This is a genomic window from Haemophilus sp. THUN1691 (assembly GCF_059704425.1).
On record NZ_AP046578.1, the window covers coordinates 705,172 to 731,580 of the forward strand.

Sequence of the window (26,409 nt, forward strand, 5' to 3'; positions counted from 1 at the left end):
TTCTTCTATCAATATTTATTACTTTAATTCTAGATCTTATTTTTTGAATAGGACTCTCATTAGAAATGATCGGTAATGATTTCTGGAAAATACTGTGTTAACTAAAAACATCATTTATAAGGGACCTAATACTAACATGACATGAAAAATCCATAGAATCTCTATTGATATTCCTTTCATAATGGTGTTAAATCACTCATATATTGTGAGGTTATATCTTATTAAATTATGTGTCAATTACTCGGAATGAATTGTAATACGCCGACGGATATTGTCTTTTCTTTTGAAGGTTTTCGTCGTCGTGCTGGTTTAACTGATTGTCATTCAGATGGCTTTGGAATTGCTTTTTTTGAAGGGCGTGGAGTACGTATTTTTCGCGACAATCAAGCTGCTAGCCTTTCCCCCATCGCTGATTGTGTGAAGCAATATAAAATCAAGTCTTTGAATGTTATTGCACATATTCGTAAGGCGACTCAGGGTGAAGTGAATATTGAAAATACTCATCCGTTTATTCGTGAAATCTGGGGGCAAAACTGGGTTTTTGCGCATAATGGTAATTTGAAAAACCTACCAGATATGACAGAATATTTTTTGCAGCCAATAGGTTCTACAGATTCTGAAGTTGCTTTTTGTTATATGGCGGAATATCTCAAAAATACTTTTCGTAAAAAACCGAGTGAAATGGAAATTTTTGAGGCTATTCAAAAAGTAACAAAAGAGCTTGCTCAACACGGCACATTTAATTTTATTCTTTCTAATGGCGAATGGATGATAGCTCATTGCTCAACGAATTTACATTATGTCATGCGACAAGCGCCTTTTGGTAAAGCACACAGAATTGATGATGATGGTGTCATTGATTTTAGTGATTATGCAAAGGAAGGCGATAAAGTGAATATCATTACAACCTTTCCATTAACCAAAGATGAAAATTGGACAAAAATGGAAAATGGTGGATTTGTATTTTTCAAAAACGGGGACAAAATTGCTGAAGTGATAGGTACTCCGAAAGAAGCGATTGATGATGGTACCTTAGGTAATCGAGTAGCTTAATTAAATTTAGCCAAAGAAAAGTGCGGTTAAACTCAAAGAGAATTAACCGCACTTTTTTTATTGAAGCGTGAAACTAATTGGCACATTTAACCCTGAAGGGAATCCTGAAGGTCTTGCACCGACAGGTCTTGCGCTGTTAACTGCTTCTAATGCTGCATTATCTAGGCTTTCATCACCTGATGATTGAGTGACGCGAGCACCACTTAGTGAGCCATCAGGGCCAACATTGAAGGATACGCTGACTTTACCTTGCTTACGCATCATTTTTGCGCGAGTAGGGTAACGTTTATGACGTTCAATTTCACGACGAATTGCGGAGCGATAGGCTGCCATTTCGCTCGTGTCTGTTCCACTGCCTGCTACTTGTGCATTGCTATTGGTGGCGCCAGTTGTGGTCGCTTTAGCATTCACGTTTGCACTTGAATCAATATTTTTATCACCTTTTGGTAGATCTTTATTGATTGGTTTTTCCCGTGGTTTAACGTCTTTTTTCGGTTTATCCTTTGGCTTTTCTTTAGGTTTTTCTTTTGGTTTTGGCTTTTCTTTTTCCGGTTCTTTGATTTTTTGTGGCTCAGGTTTCACCGTTGGATCTTCCACAACCTCTTGTTTTTCTGGTTCTGGCTCTTTTTGTACATTCTCTGGCTCAGGAGCTGGTTCTTCCATCACCATGCCTTGCACCATTTCCATGGAAATACTTGTGGATATGTCGCCTGGTGCGCTATTGGCGCTATCACTTGGCTTATTCCAACTCCATAAGATTAACCCTACAACAATGCTGTGCACGATCAAAGAAATAAGCAAACCTAATAGCGAACGTTTTGTTTGCTGCATAATTATTCCTTAAGGCGTAGTTGGCACAGATTGAGCGGGTGCAGATTCTTGAGGATTTTTACCCGCACTTTTACCCTTATCTTTCATAGAAACAATAGCTACATTTTTGATCTCATTTTTAGAGAGCATATCTGTAATGGTAACAAAGTCTTGGAAAGAGGCTTCAGCATCAATTTTTAAAGTGACTTTCTGATCTTTATTCCATTGGGCAATTTCTGCTTCTAGGGCTTCTTGTGTAATAGGTTTATCATTGAAATAGAGTTGTTTATCCGCTGTCACAGTCAATAATTTAGCAAGCTCATCAGCTTTAAATGCAACGGCTGTACTGGCTTTAGGTACGTTAACTTGAATTTTACCTTGAGAGATAAAAGACGCAGTGATAAGTACCACAGCAAGTAACACCAACATAATATCAATGAAAGGGATAATGTTGATTTCATCGAATTTTTTCACGGACTATTCCTTATCTTTTTGTTCGTTTAACACTTTCCATTTCAAACGATTAACTTCAACTTTACGACCTAAACCGTTATAAAACACCATCGATGGAATAGCCACAAGAATACCTAATGCTGTCGCTTTTAATGCTAAAGATAAGTGCATCATAATCACGCCAGTATCGATTTCGCCACCGCCATGACCGATTTGATAAAACGTTAATAAAATCCCGATAACTGTACCAAGCAAACCAACATATGGCGCGTTTGCACCAATAGTAGAAATCACGGTCATATTGCGATTTAAATCGATATCTAATGCGTGAATGGTAGAGTAATGTGCGACGTTTACCTTTCTTAAGAAAAGATAACGTTCAATTACCATGGCTAGCATAATAATGCTCACCAGTAATAATAAACCGATGATAAAGTAGTCACTGTACTGTTGTAAAAAATCAAAAAGCTGCATCATTTTTTTTCTGTCCTTATTATTTGAGAAATATCTTGGGATATATAATTGAGAATGAATTTCAATCAAGGCTAAATTCTAGCAAAGGCGGAATAACGCGTAAATATCGAACTGAAAAAAATAATGAATTTTTACCGCACTTTATATAGAAAAGTGCGGTAATTTTTGAAGGTTATAGGGATCGAAGATAATCAACGATAATTTGATGATGTTCTGTTGTTTTGAATTTATCAAATACGTGAATAATTTTTCCGTTTTCATCAATTAAAAAACTAATTCGGTGAATACCATCGTAAGTTTTACCCATGAATTTTTTCTCACCCCATACACCAAATTGTTCTGCAATTTTGTGATCAGGATCGGAAAGTAGTGTGAAATTAAGGGCTTTTTTCTCAATAAATTGAGCTAATTTTTTCGGTGTATCGGGGCTAATGCCAAGTACAACTAAACCTAATTCATCTAATTCTGATTTACTATCACGCAATCCGCATGCTTGCGTTGTACAGCCAGGCGTGAGTGCTTTCGGGTAAAAATAGACTAACACTTTTTTACCGCGAAAATCATTTAAAGAAACGGGTTGTTCTTGCTGATTTAATAACGTAAAAATGGGTGCTTGGCTACCAACGGATAATGGATTCATAAAAAGCTCCTTTGATGAAAAAATATTTGCAAATTCAAGTCATTTTAGCGACTATAACGAGCTATACCAAATAATAAAATTAAAAAACCAACGGAGGTTCTATGTCAGCACAAAATCCTTTATTTTCAGGCAGTATTGTTGCACTTGTTACACCTATGAATAATTACGGCGAAGTAGATTTCGCTTGTTTAGAAAAATTGGTGGAATATCACGTTGAGGCAGGCTCTAATGCGCTTGTTTCTGTGGGGACAACGGGTGAATCAGCAACATTAAGTATTGAAGAAAATGTAAAGGTTATTGAGAAGACGGTTGAATTTGCCAAAGGTCGTATTCCTGTGATTGCTGGCGCAGGCGCAAATGCGACAAGCGAAGCAATTACAATGACAAAATTATTACGCGATAGCGGCGTTGCGGGTTGTCTATCTGTTGTACCTTACTACAACAAACCAACCCAAGAAGGAATCTTCCAGCATTTTAAAGCCATTGCTGAATGTACAGATTTACCGCAAATTCTTTATAACGTACCAGGTCGTACTGGTAGCGATATGAAGCCAGAAACGGTTGCTCGTTTATCGAAAATCAACAATATTGTTGGTATTAAAGAAGCAACTGGAGATATCAGTCGTGTCACCAAAATTAAAGAACTCGCAGGCAAGGATTTCATCGTTTTAAGTGGTGATGATGCAACGAGTTTGGATGCGATGAAACTCGGCGCAGAAGGGGTGATTTCTGTAACGAATAACTTAGCACCAAAAGATATGGCTGATATGTGTCGCTATGCCCTTGCGGGAGATTTTGCTAAAGCCGAAGAAATTAATGCTCGCTTAATGCGTTTACATCACGATCTCTTTGTTGAATCAAACCCAATTCCTGTGAAATGGGCGGCTTATCGTTTAGGTTTAATTAAGTCAGCACATTTACGCTTGCCATTGACGGTGTTAAGTGAAGAGCTTCAACCAAAAGTAGAAGAAGCATTGAAAATCGCAGGATTATTATAAAAATCAGGGGTAAGTCATTATCCCTAAACTTTTTGCATTATAGGCTGTCGAAGTGCGGTCAAAATTCATAAAGTTTTCAATTTAGTTAAGGTTCAAATATGAAAAAAATAATGTTGAGTTTAGCAGCAGTTATCGTATTGGCTGGCTGTTCGTCTGATCCTGAAGCATTAAAGACTGCTAATGATTCTTTCCAAAAATCAGAGGCTTCTATCCCTGGATTCTCACCATTGGCGAGCGGGGGAGTAATGCTACCAAAAGCAGACGATACTTATGCGTTACCTAATATTGCTGTGAAAAAGGGAGAAAATATTGATATTCGTCCTCCATCAACACCATTAGCGATTATTGAAAATTCATTAACTCAATTCGATGGTGAACGTGCATTAATCGTGTATCCAGAACAGCAAGCAAGTGTATATAACCTTCAACAAGTTGAACGATTATTAAAAGAAGACGGTATTTCATCAACGACGAATGGTGCGATTTTAACGACGGACTGGGCGCCAACAGGACGAATTGGTGATAAATCGGGCACTGAGATTAAATATCAAGTAGAACAAGTTATGGCTCAAGATGCGAGTGCACTAGCAGTATCTGTTTTACAAATGCGTCGTGATGGCGTTATTTTCACTCCAAGTGTATCTGATAAGCAACGTTATACGTCTGAACGCTTAAACCGCATTGTGTCTGCATTAACTTCTGCTTATAACAAACAGCAACAAGATTTATCTGGCGCTTCTGTGGGTGCGGTAGCATCGCAAATTATTCAGGATTTGAATGGTCAAACTGCATTAGCGATGAATGTTAATTTTGGTCAAGCATGGGAAAAATTAGGTGGAGCTTTACCTAAAGTAGGTTTTGCGATCAAATCTGAAACTGCGGGTAAAGGTTATCGTGAATTAAAATATTCAGCATTAAAAAAAGAAGATTGGTTGCGCATGGGAACTGAGCTTCCAGAACTTGAAAACGGTACTTACCAAATGCAAATATCTGATCATGGTAGACAAAGCTCCGTTGTCATTTCTGATGAAAAAGGTAAGGCATTGTCTGGCGATTCAGCTGCGAGAATTTACCAAGCAATTAGTAACTTGATTGCAAGATAAGTAAAAACTCAGCATTCTTTTAATAAAAATTAATTTAAGGAATAGATTCTGTAATTTTAATTGGGTTAATATTTTTAAGCCTTTTTTAATATAATTATTAGCTAGGCTTTCCAGTTATTTGAAATTATTAATATAGCCATAATGTGAAATTATTATTTATCAAAATTTGTGGCTATTTTTCTTGATTTTGTATGTTGACTCAAGGTTTTTCTTAAAAATCTCTTTAGGTTTGAGCCTAATTTAGGCTTAGCAATCATTCACAATTAATGTGTTTTATTTAAAAAAGAAAACATATTTCGGACTGAACAGTTTTTATTGTTAATAAAAAATAGATAGTTTGAGTTGTTTAAAAAGGCTAGTTATATTCAGTTGCAAAAATCTGCGCCTTAATCAGTGATGGATAATCCAGACTTTTGGTGCGCAGATTTATTCTTTTAATTAAAAACTTAACTTAACAACGCCTGCGCGGCTGCGATCACAACAGACACAGCTTTTTCTTCCGTTTGTTTCATTGTTGCTTCATTTGGAATTTCTTGTTGAGTGCGGTTTACAATCACGCCCGCAACCATCCCAGCACGCAAACCTAATGCGCTACACATGGTAAACAGTGTTGACGATTCCATTTCGTAGTTCATCACATTCAAATCTTGCCATTGTTTAAGCAGACCTTGGTAATCACGATACACTTTTCCGCTATAGGTATCATAACGTTCTTGACCTGGATAGAATGTATCAGATGATGCGGTTACGCCTACATAAGGCTCAATACCTTTTGCTTTCGCTGCATTATAAAGTGCGGTTGTACATTCAAAGTTTGCTACAGCTGGATATTCTAATGGTGCGAAATGACGGCTTGCGCCATCTAAGCGAACAGAAGCGGTTGTGATAAGAACATCGCCTACATTAATATGTGGTTGAATTGCACCCGTTGTGCCAATACGCAAGAAAGTGCGAACACCAAGTTGAGCAAGTTCTTCTACACAAATTGATGTTGATGGCCCACCAATACCCGTAGAACATACCACAACAGATTGTCCATTGAGGTAGCCTAACCATGAAGTAAATTCACGCGTGCTAGCAAGGAACTCGGGATTATCAAGTTGTTTAGCAATACGTTCACTACGCGCAGGATCGCCAGGAACAATAGCGAGTGTTGCCCCTTTCAATTGGGATTTTGTGAGGTTTAGGTGGAATACGTCTGACATAATAAATCTCCTTGTTGCCATTTAACGTGATGATTTCACCCTGAGGCGAAATCAGATTTTTGAATAAATAAAAGCACGAGAGTATTTTTCGAAAATACAACTTTATCTCTTGAGCGCGCCCATTATGCCTCTCATAATTTGCTTGGTAATTTGATTTCGAATATTTCGCCCTACAGACTGCGCAACACTATGTACAATTTGCTCAGTTGGTGATAATTTTTCACCGCGCTTTTGCGTACCAAAAATCATTCGGCTCAAACTACCTAAGAATCCGTTTTCTTCTTCCGCTTGGGCTTGCTCTGCTTGCTTTTGTTGTACCGCAGCTAAATCCGCTTGAGCAGTTAATACTTCAAAGGCCGATTCGTTATCCACGTATTCTTTATAATACACATAAAGATCATCATCTTTCACCCAAGCATTACGTTCGTCTATGGTTAATGGTGAAAGCTGACTTTTTGGCGGATAGATATAGGCGATTTCAACTGGCGTAGGCATGCCTTTTTCATCTAAAAATGATACCAATGCTTGGCCCACTCCAAGGGTTGAAATGGTCTCGACGACATTCACTGAAGGGTTTGCTCGGAAAGTTTCTGCAGCCGATTTTACGGCTTTTTGATCTCGCGGAGTAAATGCGCGGAGAGCGTGTTGAACACGGTTACCTAACTGCCCTAATACGGTATCTGGCAAATCAAGCGGGTTCTGCGTGACAAAATAGATTCCCACACCTTTAGAACGAATCAAACGCACAACTTGTTCTACTTTTTCCACTAATACGCTCGGCGCACCATCAAACAATAAGTGTGCTTCATCAAAAAACATAACAAATTTAGGTTTCTCAGGATCACCCACTTCTGGCAGTTGTTCAAAGAGTTCTGCCATCAACCATAATAGAAATGCGCTATACATTCTTGGGGAATTAATCAATTTTTCAGAATTGAGTACATTAATCACCCCTCGCCCATCGCGAGTTTGCATCCAGTCATCTAGATTTAATGCTGGCTCACCAAATAAATTTGTAGCGCCTTCATTTTCAAGCGTCAGTAATGCTCGTTGGATTGCGCCAACACTTGCGGTCGAAACATTGCCATACTCAACTTGGAAGGTTTTCGCATTCTCTGCAACATATTTCAGCATTGCACGAAGATCTTTTAAATCAATGAGCAATAAACCTTTATCATCTGCCACACGAAATACGAGGTTTAACAATCCTTCTTGCGTAGCATTTAGATTCAATAAACGAGAAAGCAATAACGGCCCCATTTCAGAAATAGTTGTTCTAAGAGGAATGCCTGTTTGACCAAAAACATCCCAAAAAGAAACAGGATAGCCATTGAGATAACTTTCATTACCTAACCCGAACTGCTCAATTCGTTCCGCAATTTTGCCCTGAAATTGACCGCCCTTTACTAAGCCAGAAAGATCGCCTTTTACGTCTACTAAAAATACTGGAATCCCATCATCACTGAAGGCTTCTGCCATTTTACGTAATGTGACAGTTTTACCCGTACCTGTTGCGCCAGCAATAAGGCCATGGCGGTTAGCCATTTTGGCCGTGATGCCGAGGATTTTACCTTGTTCTGTGCGAGAGAGAGCGTATTGCATAAATGAATATCCTTTTGTTTTTTGCTGTAACGAATAATAAGTAAAAAAAGAAGTGCGGTCAAAAAGTTAAACGTTTTCGGTTATAATTCCACGAAAATTTTTTCTAGAACAATAAAAAAGCAAAATGGATGCAAAAATTTTAGTCATAAAAGTAGGGGAAGTTCAAACCCTAACCTTTTCAGATGGAAGCGTATACGAAAGCGCAATTCGTAAGAAAACAGTGCCATCGGTAAAAATTCATTCTCTTGGTGCAGAAGGAAACGATGTGGGTTTAAAAAAACATCATGGTGGTGTGGATAAATCTCTCTTTTTTATGTCGGCAGATTCTTTTAATGAATTAAATGCTTTATTAAATAAAGATTTTTCTTACATGGAAACCGCCACTTACGGAGAAAATTTTGTCGTGTCAGGCTTGAATGAAGACAATGTCTGTATTGGTGATCGCTATCAAATTGGCTCAACCATTTTAGAAGTATCTCAGCCACGTAAACCTTGTGAGCGTTTATCAAAAAATACGGAAAACGAAGAGACTCGCGATATTGTTTATCAAACTGGGCTCAGTGGATGGTATGTTCGCGTCATTGAAACGGGAGAAATTAGACAAGGTGATGAACTAAAATTGCTCACTCGTCCTTATCCGCAAGTAACAATTCGCCATTTAAATCGCTTGTTATCCGCACCCGAAAATGAAGCTGAACTAGAAGCAGCATTAGATATTGAAGTATTAGCTGAAGCCTTTAAACGCTCAATTCGATCGCAAGTATCGAAATTCAAACAATAGGGATAAATATGTCAGAAATTTCAACCGCTCTTTCAGAAGACTGTCCATGTCAATCTGGTCATCATTACGCAGATTGTTGTGGCAAATTTCATTTGAGACAAGCATTTCCCGAAACGGCAGAACAACTCATGCGTTCACGTTATACGGCTTATGTTTTAAAAAATATACCTTATATTGTTGCAACAACTGTGCCAAGCCAACAAACTTTATTAGAGACTCATTTATTGCAAGAATGGGCTGACAACACGACATGGCTAGGATTAAAAATCCTAAAAACAGAAAACCTCACAAAAACTCAAAGTGCGGTGGAATTTAAAGCTATTTTTCAGGGCGAAGAGGGAGAACTAGCCCATCAAGAACGGTCAATTTTTGTAAAAATTGAAAACAGTTGGTATTTTGTGGATCCGACCGTATCCTTGCCTACAATGAAACAACCTTGTGTATGTGGTTCTGGTAAAAAATTTAAACATTGCTGTGGGGGATTTTTATGATTTCATTGAAACAATTTAGCCTGCTCTTTTGTAAACGTTTTTCAGAAAATAAACTCAACCAAGCTGCTGGCGCACTAACTTACAGCACGATGCTTGCTATCGTACCAATGGTGATGGTAATTTTTTCTATATTCTCTGCATTTCCTGTATTCAATGAAGTCACTGGAGAATTGAAAGAAATGATTTTCACCAATTTTGCGCCATCAGCAAGTGATATGGTGGGTGAATATATCGATCAATTCGTCTCGAACTCAAAGAAAATGAGTGCTGTGGGAATTGTGAGTTTAATTGCCGTTGCCTTGATACTAATTAATAACATCGACCGAACCCTCAACAGCATTTGGCATGATACAAGTGTTCGCCCTATTTTTACCTCTTTCGCGATTTACTGGATGATTCTGACTTTTGGACCTCTCGTTATAGGTACAAGTATAGGGATTAGCTCTTATATAAAAGTCATGTTTGAACAATCGGAAACGCTTTCACTCGGTGTAAAATTGCTCAGTTTACTCCCATTCTTTTTCACATGGTTTATTTTCACATTAATTTATACCATCGTGCCAAATAAGAAAGTGGATATCAGATATTCTGCTTGTGGTGCGCTTATTGCCGCTATTTTCTTTACACTCGGTAAACAAGCCTTTACTTGGTATATCACCACATTCCCTTCTTATCAACTAATCTATGGTGCAATGGCAACATTACCGATTATGTTATTGTGGATTCAGATTAGTTGGCTAGTTGTGTTGGTCGGGGCGCAATTATCTGAAGTTTTAGGTGAGTTAAAAGAATAAAATAAATTCAATATGTTAATAAAAAATAATCACCATTTAGTTTTTAAAACCAAATTCATATACGAGCTTAAATATAAGTAATGTTTTGTATAAGTAGCATATTCTACATAACTAAAAAATTATTTATTCCTTGGCAGGTATATATTCAAATTAAAAGGACTAAATTATGTGAATTACATAATTTAGTCCCTGAGTTAAATTATGGTAGTTTTTAAGTTAGAGAATCTATTAATAACCTACTTACAACCTCACCTTGATTTATGCCACTGTTAATTGTCCCGCATATAAAACAAAGAAACGTAAACAGAATACCCCAATTAAGTCAAAAATTGACACTAAGATAATAAAGTTACGGTTGTATTTTAAACGGTCATTAACAAACATATTGGCGATTAATGGGATCAAGATACCAATAAAGAATACCCCAATCCAGAATATCGCACCCCAGAAACCAGATAATGCATTATGTAAGGCAACTGTTTTTTGGCCGCCGCCAAAATGTAAGCCAACGAAGAAACACACAAGCAAACCAAGCTCTGTCACCATAATTGGTACTTCAAATTTGTGGATGAAGTGTGATTCGTGAGAATCACCTTTTAATTTTCCTGCAATCAAGATAATTAAGAAGGTTGCAGCAATACCAGATGATGTACCAGAAGCTAAGAATAATGCTGGTAATACTGGGTTATTCAACATTGGATAGCTGATCAATGCAGAAAGTAAGAACCCTGTGTATGCTCCAAGCACTGCAGCCAATACGAAAAGAATAACTTCGACTGGACTTGCAATACGTTCTGCAATACCGATGAGTTTCATCACAAATTGCAGTTTTGGCATAAAGCGATTAATTAATGCTTCGATTTCTTTTTTGAAAATCACCACTCCCCAAATCACTAAAAACAACATATAGATTTGGAATAGCATGACACCCATCGACATTACGGAATTAAATTGATAGTTAAACATCAATTTCCAGAATGTCCAAGGTCGAGCCAAGTGGAAAATTAATAGCGTTAAACCAATTAATGTTGGTACAGAGCCTAAAATTACCCCAGATCGAATAATCCAGTTTTGGCTTAGATTTTCTATTTTATTACTGCGTTTATACGCAATTGCTAACTGTACCGCACCAGATGAGATCCCCAATAAGAACAAGTAGATCGCAATGGTAGAATCCCACACTAGATTAGGCGTATGAAATGGAACTGGATAATCTAATGTCATCTTCTAGGCTCCCCATGTTGGAATGGAATGTGGTACAAGTTTGGTTGTGTTCCTAACTCCACTTTAGTGCGATAAACCGGTTTTTCTTTCACTTTACGTGAAACTGCACTCATCGGATCATTCATATCCCCAAAGATTAATGCTTTGGTTGGGCACGCTTCCACACAAGCCGGTTGTTTACCATTGGCTAAATTTGTATCTCGGCAGAAGTTACATTTATCTGCGGTACGATGTGCTGGATGAATAAAACGTACACGATATGGGCAAACTGCGATACAGTATTGACAGCCTACGCATAAATCTTTATGTACATCTACAATGCCAGTCTCTTTATCAATAAAAGATGCACCAGTTGGACAAACTGCTACGCAAGGTGCATTTGTACAATGTTGGCAAGATTGACGGAAGAACTCATATTCCTGATTTGGAAATTCACCGTAAGGTTCACTGCGTAGAATCTCTAAGCGAGAAACGCCTTCTGGCACTTGGTTTACATCACGGCATGCATCCATACAGGCTGTACAGCCAATACACGAATTTTCATCGTGTATCATTGCGTAACGTTTAGGTTTATCCGCCTTGTCTTCTTTCGCAAAAGAAGGTAAAGATGTTCCCGTCATAAGGATCACTGCCCCCATGCCGGAAACAAAGTTTCGGCGTGAGCAGGCTGTCATTTTTTATCCTTTTGTTCGGTTAGTTTATCTTGTTCTGCTTTACGTTTTTGTTGTTCACCATGGCAATCTACGCAAAGTTTAACGCGTTGTTTTGGTTGAATACCTTTCATTGCGTCTTCTTTCGGGTGAAGCGTATGGCAACTTGCACAAGGTAATTTCATTGCGTGTACATCATGCGCCCATAGTTTTTCACGAAGTTTGTCAGGTTGGTGACAAGCAAAACAAACTTGGTTTTGTTCTTGAACTGAATACATCGGTTTTTTATTACCGAAAATATCCCCTTCAAAACGCATGACATCTTTAGCACCACGACGGTGATTTTCAGAAACGTTACCATGACAGCTTACACAAGTAATTGCTTTACCGTTATTTGGATTTTTCTTATCTAAGTGTGCGCCATGGAATTTACCAAAGTGGAGTTCGCCGCCAGACTGATCTACAGTTTGGTTTTTATCTACTTTGTCGAATTTATGGCATTTAGCACAATATTGATTAGGATCGCGTTGGTTATCTAATTGCGGTTCATAAGTAAAATGATCCGCAGGTTTTTGTGCATCATCAGCATGAGCCAAAAATGGCGTTGCTACAAATGCCGCACTTAACGCTAACGCTTTTGCAGATTTGTTGATTAAAGAAGTTAAATTCATTTGGGTTACCTTAAATTTGACCTTGAAAATCACCGCACTTTCCAGTTTGAACTTAAAAGTGCGGTGGATTTTTCATTTATTTTTGTGCTGGTGGATCAACTAATAAGCCTTTTTCTTTAGCTTGTTGTTCCCATTGTGGTACCACAGTTTTTAAGAATTCTTCTTTAGCTTTGCGTTCTTTTTCAATATCAATACCCATTACTTTCCACGCTTTATCAGCTGTTGAAATATCTGGGATTTGAACTGGAGTTTTCACACCGTGTTTAGTTAAGATAGCTGCAAGTTTAGTACGAGCATCAGCCGCTTTATCTAAGCCAGATCCTAATACACGAAGCATTACTTCAGGTGCGTGCATATGGCCGCCGTGGCTGGCTGCAGCATAATCCCAACGCCATTGAGCATGACGAATATCCATTAATGCCGCTTCCATTTCTTCTTTAGTTGCACCTGCATCCCAAGCTGCTTTCGCTTCAAAGTGAGCTTTAACAACTTGCTCTTCTAAACGACCCATTACATCTTTCACTTCTTTTTTACGTGAAGTGACGATATCGCGTAATTTTTCTTTGCTTTGATCGTGACAGTTTGCACAAGTGCGGTCAAATGCATCGAATGGATTTTGGATTTGGTGATCAGTATAAACTTTACCGTCTTTACCTTGTACTTTTGGCATGTGACAGTCTACACAAGTTACACCGTTTTTACCGTGCATACCTAAAGACCAAATTTCAAAATCAGGATGTTGCGCTTTTAACATTGGCGCTTTAGAAAGACTATGAGTCCAGTCGCTGAAGCCGATTTCATCGTAATATTTTTCAATATCATCAACGGTTTGACCTTTATCCCAAGGGAAGGTGACTTGTTTGATATCGCCTGCGAAGTAATATTCAACGTGACAGTTTGCACAAACTTCAGCGCGTTTTTCAGTACGAGCAGCAGTATTGAAGCTTAAATTGTTATGTGGGCGACCTTCTGCTTTATCTTTTTCAGCAGTTGCTTTTTCTAAAGCATCAAGCGCGCGTAATACGTGTGGACGAGCAATACGTAATGCTGGTTTGCCTTCTGCAAAATCTTTAGAGGTAGTATCGTGACAGTCAGCACAACCGATTGTGTTCACGATTTCTGGACCGCCTTTTGCCCATTTCGCATTGAAATAATCTTTTTCGCCCCATTCCGCGATTAAACGTGGAACATCAGGACCTTTACATGTCCAACATGCCATTGGTTGTGGACCATCATTTGCTGTTTTTGGCGCACCTGTTCGTAGAATGTTACGAACATCAGTGACTGCATAAAAGTGGCCGCGTGGCGCGTTATATTCTTTTGCAAATGCATAACCGCCCCAAAGAACGATTAAGCGTGGATTTTCTTCATCAGCATAAATAATTTTTTCGCCGTTGCCGTTTGCAGTTGAACGCCAGCTGTTATATTGATTTGGATATTTTTCTGCAAATTTTTCATTTACAGATTCAATTTTCAAATCTGGTTTTACTGGTTCAACAGGTTGTTCTAATGGCTTATAAACCATATCAGCTACCGCTGAGTTAAATAAGCTTAAACTCGCGAAAGACGCTGCCACAATAAGGCTTTTTTTGAATGCGTTCACGATAATCACTCCATTTGTTGTAATAAAAAGGTTAGGTTAAGTAGAAAGTTGAGAATTATTCTTAATATCCACATGAAACGTAGGTATATAGTTTCATTCGCGCGTAAGATACCAAAAGAAAAAAGTTTTTCCACTCGTATAACTAAAAAATGTGAGATTGATCAACTTTATTTCTCAAAATACTTACAAAGAGGTATGTGTTATTTGGAATAAATTAAGGCGGTTTATACCGCCTTAATTTTGAGTATTATTATCATTAATATTGACTAATAATATTTGCTATTCTTTTATATTTGATATTTTGTTCTTAGCTGTTGAGCAAATAAACTGACTCGTAATTTTTCTGTCACGTATTAAATTTATTCGTTAAATCATTAAATTACGCCAAGAGTAGCAAATCACCCAAAAAGGTTTAGCAGAAAAAACGGCATCGACCAAAGTGCTATTAACCGTATTGAGTCAGGTAACCACAACCCGTCACTTGCCTTTTTACAACGTATTGCAGAAGGATTAGGAAAGAAGATTTATGTGGAGTTTCGATAAGAAAAAGTGCGGTAGATTTTGAACGTGTTTTTGAGGTTAAAAAACGTTTGAACAAATGACCGCACTTTTTAAAAACAGAACGACGGTTCAAGCGTCCTCGCTTGGACCAAATAAGCACAAGCGTGGACGCTTGCGCTATCTTGGAGAAATTCTAATTAGTTTTAATACAAAGATAAAAATTATCAAGAAAAAATATATTTATATGCTCAAAAATAGGATTTAAATAAATAATAAAAATAATTGCAATTAACAATATACTTCCATAAAAGTAGCAAAGTGTTTTACTAAATAATGTTTTACAAAATGAGTCTATATTAGAATAATAACCACTAACTTCCATCGAAAATTTAAAATTTGAATCATCTTTTAAAATTATATCTTTATATAATTCTCTAAACAATCTCTCTTGATATAGAAAGAATGTGTCTAACCACCAAAATAAAAATATAGGCACTAAGGATATAAATGCAATCTTATAATTTTCAATAGACACCGCAAACAGCCCTGATACTAATGTAACTGCCCAACCTTTAATTATGAAAGAATTATTTCCCATACGATTAATTACCCCTTGAATCATTTCCAAATGAGCTATTTTATATTCATTCATGATATTTTAACCTTTAATCATATTATATAATTTATCTAAATTTCTAGACTTATACGATTCAACTCCTATACTTTTCCATTCAATCAAATTATCAAATGTTAAAGGAATAAAACTAAAATCATCGACTGGGTATTTTATTTTTAAACTCTCCATTGAAAAATCTAAATTTCTAGCTTCAGTTATTTCTTGAATACGTTTTGGTTCATTTTCTCTAAGTTTATCTACTAAAGATAATTCGGAATATATCCATGGGGATTCTGTTTCCCCACTAGAATTAAAGTATTCTAAAGGCTTAAATGAATTCTGTGTTTTTATAAAAAGAAACATTTCACATCGATCAATCATATGCATCAATGCTGTGGATAACATCATATGCACATGACTAGTTGAACGATTTCTCTTTTTATAATCATACGCACTATGGTCTTCATTTTGGCAATAATTATCATCAATTACTTTTAATAAAGTATCTGAATATCCCCAAACTACAGAATCGATGAATGTAGTAAGTCCAAAATTTTTCTTTAGCCACCCCGCTAATCCAAGCACGAGTTCTTCATCTTTATGAGAATGAGATACAAATATATCCGCATCTATAGATGGGAACCAGCTATTTATAATCTCCTCAGCCTGCAAGGAACCATCAGGATTAGCAAATTTATTTAAATCACATTCCACTAATTTTTGACGACTCTCAAAGTCTGAACGTCCAATACAAACTAAATCTATCCAATCTCTATCATAAGAAGATTTAATTTTTCTTAATACATCTAAATTTAAATTAAATTTTTTATACATTACTCACCCTTTTTAGTATGATATCCTTAGACTTTTTTTAGTCTAGCAAAGCTCTAAGCCCCCTGTCTATATTCTAAATATCAAATTAAAATTTATACAATTTCAGGAATAAATAAATGACTTTTAGAAACTATTTTATTGTATTTCTACGAAGATCTTCTATCACTTTACAATCAAATTCAAAACCCGCTTATCAGATACCTGATATTTCGTTCCCAACTGCTGCGCAAATAAGCTCACGCGTAGTTCCTCAATCATATAACGAATCTCCGCCACTTCATCAGAGATCGGTTTAGATTTCGGCAGTTTAGCGAGCAATTGTTGGTAAGCTTGTTGTACTTGTTCTACGCGTAGCATAGCCGCACGATCACGATTCACATCTTGAGCCAGTTTATCGATACGTTTATCAACGGCTTGCAGATAGCGGAATAAATCCGGTAGGCGATCATAACCGCTCTTTTGCACAAAACCTGGATAAATCAGCCCGCTTAGTTGTGCCTTAATATCAGAAAAGGCAAAGGCCATGGTGAAATCCATTTTGCCTTTTAAACGTTGGTTTAAGGCATGGTTAAGGGATAGGATTTGTTCCACTTTCTGCGCAATATCCACGGTCACTTCGTTAAGGTTTTCTCGCACGAAATCTCGTAATTTTTCAAAGCCTGCTTCATCCCATACAAACCCGCCAAAATCAGCAATCAGTTTATCCACCGCACAAGCAATACAGTCGTCAATCAAATCCAATACACGACCGAACGGGGTAAAATACAGCCCCAATTTGGCTTTATTCGGCAATTTTTCATGCAGATATTTAATCGGTGACGGCACATTGAGCAACAACAAGCGGCGCAAACCTTGTTGCATCGCCACCGCTTGCTCAAATTCTGTTTCAAATAGTTTAATACCTACGGCATCTTTTTCATCTACAATGGCTGGGAACGCTTTGACGCTGAAACCACGTTGTTTTTGTTCGTAACATTGTGGTAAATCTGCAAAACTCCAAATATGCAGTCCGCTTTGTTCAATACCATCATCTGCCACAGCAGAAATACTTTCCTGCACACGATCTTTTAAATTGAATTTCAGCTCATCCAAATTCATGGATTCGGCAATTTTTTTGCCGTTTTCATCCACCACACGGAACGTCATTTTCAAATGGCTTGGGATTTGTTTCCAATTCCAATGTTCCGCTTCTACGGTGACGCCCGTCATACGACGCAATTCATAAATCAGCGTATCTAATAACGGTTTTTCCAACGGCACGGCTCGACTTAAAAAAGCTTGAGCATAATTAGGTGCAGGCACGAAGTTACGGCGATAAGATTTCGGCAGCGATTTAATCAACGCAATCACCAATTCTTCACGCAAGCCTGGAATTTGCCAGTCAAAGCCGGTCATTTCCACTTGGTTGAGCAATGGCAACGAAATATGCACGGTCACGCCGTCCGCATCGGTACCCGGTTCAAATTGATAAGTTAATTTGAGTTTTAAATTGCCTTGATGCCAGAAATTCGGGAAATCGAGCTTGCTCACTTGTTCCGCATCATCATTAATCAAGAATGAACGTTCAAAATTAAGCAATTCTGGATCTTTTTGCTGCGCCTTTTTCCACCAGGTATCAAAATGTTTTTGGGAAACCACTTCCGTGCCAATACGCTGATCGTAAAATTCAAAAAGCGTGCGATCATCCACCAAAATATCACGGCGGCGACTTTTGTGTTCCAACTCTTCCACTTCTCGAACGAGTCGTTGATTTTCTTTGAAGAATTTATGTTTGGTATTCCAATCCCCTTCTACTAAGGCAGATTGAATAAAGATCTCACGGCTTACCGTTGGATCAATAGTACCGTAATTCACTGGTCGCGCTGCTACAATCGGCACTCCGTAAAGCGTGACTTTCTCATCGGCAATCACCGCCCCACGAGATTTAGACCAACGCGGTTCAGAATAGGATTTTTTAATTAGATGCTCGGCTAGTGGCTCAATCCATTCTGGCTCGATTTCCGCTACCATACGCCCCCAAAGTTTGGAGGTTTCCACTAACTCTGCCGCCATCACCCATTTCGGTTGTTTTTTGAAAAGTACAGAATTGGGGAAAATTGCAAAATGGGCATTACGTGCGCCAAGATATTGTTGTTTCTCCGCTTCTTTTAAACCGATATGAGAAAGCAAGCCACTTAAAAGTGCGGTATGAATTTGCTGATATTCTGCTTTTTCGGAATTAATCGGCAAGCCCATTTCACGGACGGTTAAACGAATTTGATGATAAATATCTTGCCATTCACGAATACGTAAATAATTTAAGAAATCCTTTTGGCATTGACGACGGAATTGGTTTTTACTCAATTCTTTTTGTTGTTCTTGTAGATAATGCCAAAGATTGAGGAAAGCCAAGAAATCTGATTTTTTATCGGCAAAACGACGATGTTTTTCATCGGAAGCTTGCTGTTTTTCTTGTGGGCGTTCACGCGGATCTTGAATAGACAATGCAGCGACAATAATCATCACTTCATGCAACGCACCTTGTGAGACAGCACTCAACAACATTATCGCCAAGCGTGGATCCACTGGGAGTTGAGCTAATTGACGACCTGCAGCCGTTAATTGACGCTTCTCGCCCGCTTTGGTGCGAACGATTTCAAACGCGCCCAATTCTTCCAACAGTTTTATCCCATCTTGAATATGGCGTTTATCCGGTGCATCAACAAATGGGAACGCTTCAATATCATCCAAACCCAATGCTGTCATTTGCAAAATAACGGAGGCTAAATTGGTGCGTAAAATTTCAGGATCGGTAAACTCTGGACGAGAATTAAAATCCTCTTCCGAATATAAACGAATACAAATCCCTTCACTCACACGACCACAACGACCTTTACGCTGATTAGCAGATGCCTGTGAAATGGGTTCAATCGGTAAACGTTGTACTTTGGTGCGATAGCTATAACGGGAAATTCGCGCAGTACCTGGGTCAATCACATATTTAATGCCTGGCACGGTCAATGAAGTTTCCGCGACGTTGGTCGCCAACACGATGCGATTTAATCCGCTCGGATGGAAAATTTTATTCTGTTCTTGCGCAGACAAGCGAGCAAAGAGCGGTAGAATTTCCGTGTGTTTTAAATTTTGCTTTTGCAAAGCTTCGGCAGTGTCGCGAATTTCACGCTCACCGTTCATAAAAATCAAAATATCACCACGGCCTTCCGCTTGCAGTTCATCCACCGCATTGAGAATGCCTTGTAGCTGATCTTGATCGTCTTCTTCCACTACGGGACGATAACGCACTTCAACAGGATAGGTTCTGCCCGAGACTTCAATAATCGGGGCATTGTTGAAATGTTTGGAAAAGCGTTCCACATCAATGGTCGCGGATGTGATGATGAGTTTTAAATCACGACGACGTGGTAAAAGCTGTTTCAGATAACCGAGAATAAAATCGTTGTTCAGACTGCGTTCGTGAGCTTCATCGATAATCAAACAAGAATATTGATTGAGAAAACGATCGTTTTGAATTTCTGCTAACAGGATCCCGTCAGTCATTAATTTGATTTGTGTATCATCACTGATTTGATCGTTAAAACGAACCTTATAACCGACTAAACCGCCAAATTCTGTTTCCAGTTCTTCCGCAATACGCGCCGCCACAGAGCGTGCAGCAATACGACGAGGTTGAGTATGACCAATCATGCCCAAATTGCCGAAACCTAATTCCAAACACATTTTCGGCAATTGGGTGGTTTTACCTGAACCGGTTTCCCCTGCCACCACAATAACCTGATGTTCAGAAAGCAGTTTTTGAATTTCAGCTTTGCGTTGGCTAACAGGTAGGCTTTCTGGAAAAACGATGGGATTTTGTACCGCACTTTTCCGTTGTTCTACACGTAATCTTGCTTGTTCAATTTTCTGTTGGATTTCATCTGCAACGGCTTGTTGTGCCTCTAGGCTTTTAATTTTTCCAATACCATGAATGCGGGCGGATAAGCGACGTTGATCCACCAGCATGATGTCATTTAATTGAGAAAAAAGAGATTGTTGTAAGGGAGTTAATGTGTGTTTTACCGATCTGTTTTTCATAGCGATTTACTTTTGAAACTTCCGTAAGCTAAGCTAATCCATCCGATTAAAAATAAAGTTCCGCCAATAGGCGTAATCCACACAATTACATTGCTTGCTCCGAAAGCGAGTGCGTATAAACTTCCACTAAATAATAAGGTTCCAATTAACCAAGAAGACATAGATAATCGGGCGAATTTGTTGTCATGTAAAGCAGATAATGCAACGGCAAGCACTGCAATAGTATGGAACATTTGATATTTTAAACCCGTATCAATCCATGATAATGCTTTGGCTTCTAATATATGACTTAAGCCATGTGCTGCAAATGCGCCTAGTGCGACACAGAAGAATCCGCTTAAAGCGGCAAGAGTGAGGCATTTGTTTTTCATTTAAATTTTCCCTAAAAGTAAAGCTAATATACCGGCAGCAATAAGTGGGCCGACAGGGATTCCACCTAAAAATGCTACACCAATAATTGTGCCGATAAGCAAGCCAGTGACTAAAATCGGTTGTTCGCCCATTAAAGGTACACCTTTGCCTGCAAGCCATGCCACAAGTACACCAACGGAAATGGAAAGTGCCATTTTCCAACTAAGAAAACCTGATAAATCAGGCAACTGAATTTTCCCTGAAACTAAGGGGCTTAAAACCCCAATGGTTAAAATAATGATACCAATTTTAACGCCATATTTTTCGAGCAAAGGAATATGTGAAGATAAAAAAGTTTGCTGCATGATAAGTAATACGGCAGCAGAAATGGTAATTGCGCTGTTGTGACTGAGTAACCCGAGAATAATTAAAATCACCAGTAATAAGGCGATTATATTGAATTGTAACGACATACTTGAAAAGTGCGGTGAGAAAATTTTTAAGGAGCATTCTATCATGAAAATACATGGAATGACTGTACACGCCATTTATTTAGAAAATTGTATTTAGAGCCAACAAATGTTAATAGTTTTCATTTATTTTTTGTTTTTTTTTGTTTATCATACTGCTGGTTTTTATTGAAATTCATTGTTAATGAGGCATCATGTAGTCAGTATGATTTCAATGAAAGCGTTAGTCTATATCTTTATATTAAAGGAAAAGTTATGAAACCAACGTTAAAAACAACCGCATTAGCGATGTGTATTGCACTAAGTTTGACTGCTTGTAAATCTACTTCAAATTCTGGAGATGCTCGTCCAACACCAGTTCAACCAGAAGCAGCTAAAGAAGCAGCAACTAAAGCAGAAGCAGCAGCTAAAGAAGCAGCAGCTAAAGCAGAAGCAGCTAAAGCAGAAGCCGCAGCTAAAGAAGAAGCAGCTAAAGCAGAAGCAGCTAAAGCAGAAGCAGCTAAAGCAGAAGCAGCTAAAGCAGAAGCAGCAGCTAAAGCAGAAGCAGCAGCTAAAGCAGAAGCAGCAGCTAAAGAAGCAGCAGCTAAAGCAGAAGCCGCAGCTAAAGAAGCAGCAGCTAAAGCAGAAGCAGCAGCTAAAGAAGAAGCAGCTAAAGCAGAAGCAGCAGCTAAAGAAGCAGCAGCTAAAGCAGAAGCAGCAGCTAAAGAAGCAGCAGCTAAAGCAGAAGCAGCAGCTAAAGAAGCAGCAGCTAAAGCAGAAGCCGCAGCTAAAGAAGCAGCAGCTAAAGCAGAAGCAGCTAAAGCAGAAGAAGCAGCTAAAGAAGCAGCAGCTAAAGAAGAAGCAGCTAAAGCAGAAGCAGCTAAAGCAGAAGCCGCAGCTAAAGAAGCAGAAGCAGCAGCTAAAGAGGCAGAAGCACCTAAACCAGCGGCATCTTCATACGATGATCTTAAAAAGCTGTTTTATCTACCTGTAGTAGATGGTAAATCTAGCGATTTAGTTAATGCAACTTATAAAGGTAAAGTATTTGCAAAAGTTAAGCTTAGTAACACTGACGAGGAACGCTTCGCACGAACAACGATAGGTGAAGACGGTGATGTTACACTTAATGTTCAAAAAGATTCTTCTGATAAATTTAAAATGTCGGGAACTATCGATAGTACAACCGTAGGTACAATTAGCTTTGTACCAAAAGAGATTATAAAAAATAAAGTGAATGGTGGTCATGTAGATTTTGGGGATGAGGCTTCAGGTAGTTATTCTGCTACTATTTCAAAAGATGGTAGCGACATAGTTGGACGTGTGAACTATATTTTTGATCCAGATTCTGGTATGTATCCAACCGTTGCAGGCAAAGATGGTGAAATAAAATATCTTTTTGACTATGAAGCCTTTTTTGATGCAACCAAACAACTTAAATAATTGTTATAAAACAATATTTGGCGGATTTTTGTCCGCCATTTTTCAACTTATTATTTGTTTATAAATATTTATTTAAAGTTACTCATTTTATGAAAAATATTGCTCTCTTTTTTACTGCACTTTTCCCTGCTCTTGCTTTAGCAGAAACAACGGCACTAGATATTCGTCAAACACCAATTAAAACCGAACTTGAACCACAAATTAATGTCGCTAAACTTGAAAAACGCGAACAAAATTTACCGCCCTTAGGCACAGAGCAAGTCGAACAAATTCAAATTACCCTTGAGCAACTTAAACAAAACCCCGCTTTAACCCACGAATTATTAAGCCGTGCCATTTACGCACGCAATCCAGAAATGATAAAAAAATTGCTGGAAATTTACCGCACTTTTCCAAATCGTGACCCGATTATGGAACGCTTTGCGGAAGGAAAATTGGCTGCGATAACGGAAAACTATACTGTAGCTATTGATAAATATCGCGAAATTTTAGCCAAAAATCCAAATTTAAACCCTGTACGAATTGAACTGGCTATCGCTTTATTCAATCAAAAACAAGACGGTGCTGCTAAAGACCAATTTGAAAAAGCACAAACCGCAGAGGATTTACCGCCTCAAGTTAAGCGTTTAATGGATGCTTATTTAGAGGCTTTAAAAGAACGTGATAGCTGGAATGTGGATTTTTCTTTTAATTATGTGCGTGATACCAATGTCAACAATGTCGGCGAGGGAAAAACGGTCGCATTAAATAATGGTGGCACCTTAATACGTTCGGAATCGATGATGCCACAAACAGCACACGGTTTGGCGTATTCACTCGATATTTCGAGAGATTTTAATTTATGGAGCTCTAATTACCTCACGGTGGGCAATGAGTTTGGGGGAAAGAGCTACTGGGATAATCATAAATTTGATGATATTTCCAACCGCACTTTTGTTGGCTATGCACATAAAACCGCAAAGCAAAATTTCCGTATTAAACCCTTTTATGAAAAACGTTGGTATGGCGGCGAAAGTTACCGTTGGTCTAATGGGGCAAGGGTGGAATTTTCTCGCTGGTTAAGTCCAAACTGGCAACTTTTTACGGCGGGAGAATTTTCAAAACAACGTTATTTAGACAGTACATCACAAAACGGTAATAACAAATTGATTTCCGCAACCTTACTGTGGGCAAGAACACCGAAACAGTTTTTCTACCTCGGTTCTGATTTTATGGCAGAAAGAACGAAGGTTCGTCAATATGGTTCAGACAGTAAAAGCTTACGTTTAGGTTGGGGACAAGAATGGAATTGGGGCATTTCCTCACGTCTCGGCTTATCCATAATGAAACGTGAATTTAAAGATATTGCCAAACTTGGTAACCTCAATTTGTTTTCTTTTGGAAAACGTCGAGAAGATAAAATTTACGGCATAAATTTATCCCTATGGAAACGCGATTGGCATATTTGGGGAATTACACCAAAACTCCAATTAAGTTGGCGTAAACAAGATAGCAATATTCCAGAAATGTATTCTTACACTCAGAAGAATGTGAATATGTTGTTTGAAAAGACATTTTAAGTTAATTAATTGAACTTAGGTTTTATCCATTTCTAAAGTGAGCATAATATGAGATATGCTCACTTTTTTATTTAAAGAAAACTAGTTAGAATACAATTATATTCCATTTCATCATTGGAGCTATTAATGTCCCATCTTGCCGATTCAGAACTGATTAAAACCGTAATTTTGCTTGCGTCGAGCGTGACTATTGTGCCGTTATTTAAACGTCTAGGGCTTGGTAGCGTGCTTGGGTATTTAGTGGCGGGTTGTATGATTGGTCCCTCAGTTTTCGGTGTTATTCAAGATCCGGCTTCAGTCGTGCATTTGGCTGAATTGGGTGTCGTGATGTTCTTGTTCATTATTGGGCTTGAAATGCACCCTGAACGGCTTTGGTCTATGAAAAAAGCAATTTTTGGTAGGGGTTTGCTGCAAGTTGGAGGTTGTGGTGTATTGCTTACTTTATCGGGGATTTATTTGCTCGATTTACCAAAAGAAGTCGCATTTATAGCAGGTATGGGATTTACACTTTCTTCAACCGCCATTGTGATGCAAACGTTAGAAGAACGTTGCATTACCAGCACATCTAAAGGTCAGCGAATTATTTCGACTTTAATTTTTGAAGATATTGCTATTGTGCCATTATTGGCATCAGTGGCGTTTCTTGCGCCTCATTCTGAAGAAAGCACTCATACCGATTGGATGTCAATCGGCATCGCATTAGGGGCAGTAATCGGCTTGATTGTCGCGGGTAAATGGTTAATGAATCCATTATTCCGATTAATTTCTAAAGCACATATTCGTGAGATGATGACAGCTGCTGCTTTATTAGTTGTGCTTGGCGCAGCATTAGCCATGGAAATAGGTGGACTTTCAATGGCAATGGGGGCATTTGTAGCGGGCGTTATGCTGTCAGAATCTTCGTTTCGCCATCAATTAGAAGCAGATATAGAGCCATTTCGAGGTCTATTGCTCGGCTTGTTTTTTATGGGCGTGGGCATGTCATTGGATTTGAGCTTAGTGTTTAATCACTGGTTATTACTACTCGGAATTGTATTCCTTTATATTATTGGTAAAGGACTTTCTGTGTATGTTGTTGCTCGAATCACTCGCTTAGAACATAGAGAAGCAGTGGGAAGAATGTCACTTTTGGCGCATGGTGGTGAATTTGCTTTCGTACTTTTCTCTGCCGCAACGACAGCAGGCGTAATGAGCAACCATGAAAACGCCACTTTTACTGCAGCGGTAATTATTTCCATGTTGTTTTCTCCATTTATTACACAAATTACTCGTAAATTAGCGCAATCTGGAGAGAGAAAATCGCCTAATCAACCAGATACGAGTGATCTGTCGCCTATTGATGATTTAGAAGATAACGTGCTTGTAATTGGTTTTGGTCGTTTTAGCCAAATCGTATGTCAAACATTATTAATCCGTGGCATCAGCGTTTCAGTGATTGATCGTAATATAGAAAATATCCGTGCTGCGGCAAAATTTGGTTTTAAAGTCTATTATGGTGATGGTATTCGTTTAGATGTACTTTACGCCGCGGGAATTGAAAAAGCTAAATGTGTCGTGATTGGTATTAATGATACAGATCGCATTGAAACGATTGTGAGCCAACTTAAAGGGGCTTATCCAAACTTGCCGATTTTAACCCGCACTTATGATAGAAAAACGACAGTAAGCCTAATTAAGCAAGATGTAGATTTTATTGTGCGTGAAACGTTTGAATCTGCCATTGCGCTTAGTCAAGCAACATTGATGAAACTTGGTATAGATAAGATTGAGGCTGATGAAGTCATTAAAGAAGTTAGAGCATTGGATCAAGAACGCCTAAATGAGGAAGTTCTGCATGGTTTTTCTAATGAAATCTTAAAAAAATATTGGACCCCAAAACCATTTATTAAACCTCATGTCGATGCTCAAGCATTAAATGATGAAACAGCAGGAATATTGATTGAGGAATCTGAAGAAACGCCAAATAATAATTCTTAAAATGATTTCAATACATTTCAACTAAAAAAGGAAGCGTTAGCTTCCTTTTTAGGGTTAAA

The 26,409-nt window shown here is 38.2% G+C and carries 25 protein-coding genes; 10 read left to right on the top strand and 15 right to left on the bottom strand.

What is annotated here, in order from left to right; genetic code table 11:
- The first annotated feature begins 228 nt into the window (after positions 1–228).
- The gene (locus AC6H0J_RS03515; RefSeq protein ID WP_497512844.1) at positions 229–1,053 is read left to right on the top strand and encodes a class II glutamine amidotransferase; all 825 of its coding nucleotides are present in this window, start codon (positions 229–231) and stop codon (positions 1,051–1,053) included.
- Between the two features lie 57 nt (positions 1,054–1,110).
- Here the strand turns inward: AC6H0J_RS03515 and tolA are convergent, their stop codons facing one another.
- From tolA to bcp, 4 genes are all read right to left on the bottom strand, one after another.
- Entirely contained in the window at positions 1,111–1,884 is a 774-nt protein-coding gene (gene tolA / locus AC6H0J_RS03520; RefSeq protein WP_497512845.1) for a cell envelope integrity protein TolA, read from the bottom strand.
- A gap of 9 nt (positions 1,885–1,893) precedes the next feature.
- Positions 1,894–2,337 carry a TonB system transport protein ExbD gene (exbD, locus tag AC6H0J_RS03525; protein WP_046952605.1) on the bottom strand — a complete coding sequence of 148 codons (444 nt, stop codon included), beginning with the start codon at positions 2,335–2,337 and terminating at the stop codon, positions 1,894–1,896.
- Between the two features lie 3 nt (positions 2,338–2,340).
- On the bottom strand, positions 2,341–2,793 hold the full coding sequence (exbB, locus tag AC6H0J_RS03530; protein WP_497512847.1) for a TonB-system energizer ExbB: 453 nt from the start codon (positions 2,791–2,793) through the stop codon (positions 2,341–2,343).
- Between the two features lie 169 nt (positions 2,794–2,962).
- On the bottom strand, positions 2,963–3,430 hold the full coding sequence (gene bcp, locus AC6H0J_RS03535) for a thioredoxin-dependent thiol peroxidase (RefSeq protein WP_005632902.1): 468 nt from the start codon (positions 3,428–3,430) through the stop codon (positions 2,963–2,965).
- Between the two features lie 101 nt (positions 3,431–3,531).
- On the opposite strand from bcp, the gene dapA reads away from it, so the two are divergent.
- On the top strand, positions 3,532–4,428 hold the full coding sequence (gene dapA, locus AC6H0J_RS03540; protein WP_046952606.1) for a 4-hydroxy-tetrahydrodipicolinate synthase: 897 nt from the start codon (positions 3,532–3,534) through the stop codon (positions 4,426–4,428).
- Positions 4,429–4,526: 98 nt separating this feature from the next.
- Positions 4,527–5,531, top strand: coding sequence for an NlpB/DapX family lipoprotein (gene bamC / locus AC6H0J_RS03545; RefSeq protein WP_046952607.1), 1,005 nt, complete (start codon positions 4,527–4,529; stop codon positions 5,529–5,531).
- Between the two features lie 446 nt (positions 5,532–5,977).
- Here bamC and udp read toward each other — a convergent pair whose 3' ends face one another.
- Positions 5,978–6,736, bottom strand: coding sequence for a uridine phosphorylase (gene udp / locus AC6H0J_RS03550; RefSeq protein WP_046952608.1), 759 nt, complete (start codon positions 6,734–6,736; stop codon positions 5,978–5,980).
- 102 nt (positions 6,737–6,838) lie between these two features.
- Entirely contained in the window at positions 6,839–8,338 is a 1,500-nt protein-coding gene (locus AC6H0J_RS03555) for a helicase HerA-like C-terminal domain-containing protein (RefSeq protein ID WP_118817322.1), read from the bottom strand.
- Between the two features lie 124 nt (positions 8,339–8,462).
- Between AC6H0J_RS03555 and AC6H0J_RS03560 the strand changes: the two genes are divergently transcribed.
- From AC6H0J_RS03560 to AC6H0J_RS03570, 3 genes are read left to right on the top strand one after another with little or no spacing between them, the layout of a single operon-like run.
- Positions 8,463–9,119, top strand: coding sequence for an MOSC domain-containing protein (locus AC6H0J_RS03560; protein WP_118817321.1), 657 nt, complete (start codon positions 8,463–8,465; stop codon positions 9,117–9,119).
- 8 nt (positions 9,120–9,127) lie between these two features.
- Positions 9,128–9,610: a YchJ family protein gene (locus tag AC6H0J_RS03565; protein WP_046952611.1), complete on the top strand. Its 483-nt coding sequence runs from the start codon at positions 9,128–9,130 to the stop codon at positions 9,608–9,610.
- Positions 9,607–10,404 (top strand): virulence factor BrkB family protein, encoded by a 798-nt coding sequence (locus AC6H0J_RS03570; protein ID WP_046952612.1) that lies wholly within the window; start codon positions 9,607–9,609, stop codon positions 10,402–10,404. The genes AC6H0J_RS03565 and AC6H0J_RS03570 overlap by 4 nt, the downstream gene beginning before the upstream one ends.
- 258 nt (positions 10,405–10,662) lie before the next feature.
- Here AC6H0J_RS03570 and nrfD read toward each other — a convergent pair whose 3' ends face one another.
- The 4 genes from nrfD to nrfA all read right to left on the bottom strand — a co-directional run bounded on the left by nrfD (position 10,663) and on the right by nrfA (position 14,552).
- A complete protein-coding gene (gene nrfD, locus AC6H0J_RS03575) occupies positions 10,663–11,628 on the bottom strand; it encodes a cytochrome c nitrite reductase subunit NrfD (RefSeq protein WP_046952613.1) in 966 nt (321 codons plus the stop codon).
- On the bottom strand, positions 11,625–12,302 hold the full coding sequence (gene nrfC / locus AC6H0J_RS03580) for a cytochrome c nitrite reductase Fe-S protein (RefSeq protein ID WP_046952614.1): 678 nt from the start codon (positions 12,300–12,302) through the stop codon (positions 11,625–11,627). Before nrfC ends, nrfD begins: the two co-directional genes overlap by 4 nt.
- Complete coding sequence (gene nrfB / locus AC6H0J_RS03585; RefSeq protein ID WP_046952615.1) at positions 12,299–12,949, bottom strand: cytochrome c nitrite reductase pentaheme subunit; 651 nt, start codon at positions 12,947–12,949, stop codon at positions 12,299–12,301. The genes nrfC and nrfB overlap by 4 nt, the downstream gene beginning before the upstream one ends.
- 76 nt (positions 12,950–13,025) lie before the next feature.
- Positions 13,026–14,552 (bottom strand): ammonia-forming nitrite reductase cytochrome c552 subunit, encoded by a 1,527-nt coding sequence (gene nrfA, locus AC6H0J_RS03590; protein ID WP_046952616.1) that lies wholly within the window; start codon positions 14,550–14,552, stop codon positions 13,026–13,028.
- A 378-nt stretch (positions 14,553–14,930) separates the two neighbouring features.
- Between nrfA and AC6H0J_RS03595 the strand changes: the two genes are divergently transcribed.
- Positions 14,931–15,095, top strand: coding sequence for a helix-turn-helix domain-containing protein (locus tag AC6H0J_RS03595; protein ID WP_080948071.1), 165 nt, complete (start codon positions 14,931–14,933; stop codon positions 15,093–15,095).
- Between the two features lie 151 nt (positions 15,096–15,246).
- On the opposite strand, the gene AC6H0J_RS03600 is transcribed toward AC6H0J_RS03595, so the two are convergent.
- The 5 genes from AC6H0J_RS03600 to AC6H0J_RS03620 all read right to left on the bottom strand — a co-directional run bounded on the left by AC6H0J_RS03600 (position 15,247) and on the right by AC6H0J_RS03620 (position 21,398).
- On the bottom strand, positions 15,247–15,705 hold the full coding sequence (locus AC6H0J_RS03600; RefSeq protein ID WP_046952617.1) for a hypothetical protein: 459 nt from the start codon (positions 15,703–15,705) through the stop codon (positions 15,247–15,249).
- A 6-nt stretch (positions 15,706–15,711) separates the two neighbouring features.
- Complete coding sequence (locus AC6H0J_RS03605; RefSeq protein ID WP_497512853.1) at positions 15,712–16,503, bottom strand: toll/interleukin-1 receptor domain-containing protein; 792 nt, start codon at positions 16,501–16,503, stop codon at positions 15,712–15,714.
- A 162-nt stretch (positions 16,504–16,665) separates the two neighbouring features.
- A complete protein-coding gene (gene hrpA / locus AC6H0J_RS03610; RefSeq protein WP_046952618.1) occupies positions 16,666–20,574 on the bottom strand; it encodes an ATP-dependent RNA helicase HrpA in 3,909 nt (1,302 codons plus the stop codon).
- Complete coding sequence (locus tag AC6H0J_RS03615; protein ID WP_005626360.1) at positions 20,571–20,945, bottom strand: DUF423 domain-containing protein; 375 nt, start codon at positions 20,943–20,945, stop codon at positions 20,571–20,573. The genes hrpA and AC6H0J_RS03615 overlap by 4 nt, the downstream gene beginning before the upstream one ends.
- Complete coding sequence (locus tag AC6H0J_RS03620; RefSeq protein WP_005642705.1) at positions 20,946–21,398, bottom strand: DUF441 domain-containing protein; 453 nt, start codon at positions 21,396–21,398, stop codon at positions 20,946–20,948.
- Between the two features lie 252 nt (positions 21,399–21,650).
- Here AC6H0J_RS03620 and AC6H0J_RS03625 point away from each other — a divergent pair, with 252 nt between their 5' ends.
- From AC6H0J_RS03625 to AC6H0J_RS03635, 3 genes are all read left to right on the top strand, one after another.
- Positions 21,651–22,814 (top strand): hypothetical protein, encoded by a 1,164-nt coding sequence (locus AC6H0J_RS03625; protein ID WP_497512855.1) that lies wholly within the window; start codon positions 21,651–21,653, stop codon positions 22,812–22,814.
- An 89-nt stretch (positions 22,815–22,903) separates the two neighbouring features.
- Positions 22,904–24,373, top strand: coding sequence for a surface lipoprotein assembly modifier (locus tag AC6H0J_RS03630; protein ID WP_032825437.1), 1,470 nt, complete (start codon positions 22,904–22,906; stop codon positions 24,371–24,373).
- 126 nt (positions 24,374–24,499) lie between these two features.
- Positions 24,500–26,350 (top strand): monovalent cation:proton antiporter-2 (CPA2) family protein, encoded by a 1,851-nt coding sequence (locus AC6H0J_RS03635; protein WP_005626354.1) that lies wholly within the window; start codon positions 24,500–24,502, stop codon positions 26,348–26,350.
- The last annotated feature ends 59 nt before the right edge of the window (positions 26,351–26,409 follow it).

Excerpts from the sequence above, each read along its gene's own strand:
- AC6H0J_RS03515 (WP_497512844.1), top strand. The coding sequence starts at position 229 with ATGTGTCAATTACTCGGAATGAATTGTAATACGCCGACGGATATTGTC.
- tolA (WP_497512845.1), bottom strand. The coding sequence starts at position 1,884 with ATGCAGCAAACAAAACGTTCGCTATTAGGTTTGCTTATTTCTTTGATC.
- exbB (WP_497512847.1), bottom strand. The coding sequence starts at position 2,793 with ATGATGCAGCTTTTTGATTTTTTACAACAGTACAGTGACTACTTTATC.
- bcp (WP_005632902.1), bottom strand. The coding sequence starts at position 3,430 with ATGAATCCATTATCCGTTGGTAGCCAAGCACCCATTTTTACGTTATTA.
- dapA (WP_046952606.1), top strand. The coding sequence starts at position 3,532 with ATGTCAGCACAAAATCCTTTATTTTCAGGCAGTATTGTTGCACTTGTT.
- bamC (WP_046952607.1), top strand. The coding sequence starts at position 4,527 with ATGAAAAAAATAATGTTGAGTTTAGCAGCAGTTATCGTATTGGCTGGC.
- udp (WP_046952608.1), bottom strand. The coding sequence starts at position 6,736 with ATGTCAGACGTATTCCACCTAAACCTCACAAAATCCCAATTGAAAGGG.
- AC6H0J_RS03555 (WP_118817322.1), bottom strand. The coding sequence starts at position 8,338 with ATGCAATACGCTCTCTCTCGCACAGAACAAGGTAAAATCCTCGGCATC.
- AC6H0J_RS03560 (WP_118817321.1), top strand. The coding sequence starts at position 8,463 with ATGGATGCAAAAATTTTAGTCATAAAAGTAGGGGAAGTTCAAACCCTA.
- AC6H0J_RS03565 (WP_046952611.1), top strand. The coding sequence starts at position 9,128 with ATGTCAGAAATTTCAACCGCTCTTTCAGAAGACTGTCCATGTCAATCT.
- AC6H0J_RS03570 (WP_046952612.1), top strand. The coding sequence starts at position 9,607 with ATGATTTCATTGAAACAATTTAGCCTGCTCTTTTGTAAACGTTTTTCA.
- nrfD (WP_046952613.1), bottom strand. The coding sequence starts at position 11,628 with ATGACATTAGATTATCCAGTTCCATTTCATACGCCTAATCTAGTGTGG.
- nrfC (WP_046952614.1), bottom strand. The coding sequence starts at position 12,302 with ATGACAGCCTGCTCACGCCGAAACTTTGTTTCCGGCATGGGGGCAGTG.
- nrfB (WP_046952615.1), bottom strand. The coding sequence starts at position 12,949 with ATGAATTTAACTTCTTTAATCAACAAATCTGCAAAAGCGTTAGCGTTA.
- AC6H0J_RS03600 (WP_046952617.1), bottom strand. The coding sequence starts at position 15,705 with ATGAATGAATATAAAATAGCTCATTTGGAAATGATTCAAGGGGTAATT.
- AC6H0J_RS03605 (WP_497512853.1), bottom strand. The coding sequence starts at position 16,503 with ATGTATAAAAAATTTAATTTAAATTTAGATGTATTAAGAAAAATTAAA.
- hrpA (WP_046952618.1), bottom strand. The coding sequence starts at position 20,574 with ATGAAAAACAGATCGGTAAAACACACATTAACTCCCTTACAACAATCT.
- AC6H0J_RS03615 (WP_005626360.1), bottom strand. The coding sequence starts at position 20,945 with ATGAAAAACAAATGCCTCACTCTTGCCGCTTTAAGCGGATTCTTCTGT.
- AC6H0J_RS03620 (WP_005642705.1), bottom strand. The coding sequence starts at position 21,398 with ATGTCGTTACAATTCAATATAATCGCCTTATTACTGGTGATTTTAATT.
- AC6H0J_RS03625 (WP_497512855.1), top strand. The coding sequence starts at position 21,651 with ATGAAACCAACGTTAAAAACAACCGCATTAGCGATGTGTATTGCACTA.
- AC6H0J_RS03630 (WP_032825437.1), top strand. The coding sequence starts at position 22,904 with ATGAAAAATATTGCTCTCTTTTTTACTGCACTTTTCCCTGCTCTTGCT.
- AC6H0J_RS03635 (WP_005626354.1), top strand. The coding sequence starts at position 24,500 with ATGTCCCATCTTGCCGATTCAGAACTGATTAAAACCGTAATTTTGCTT.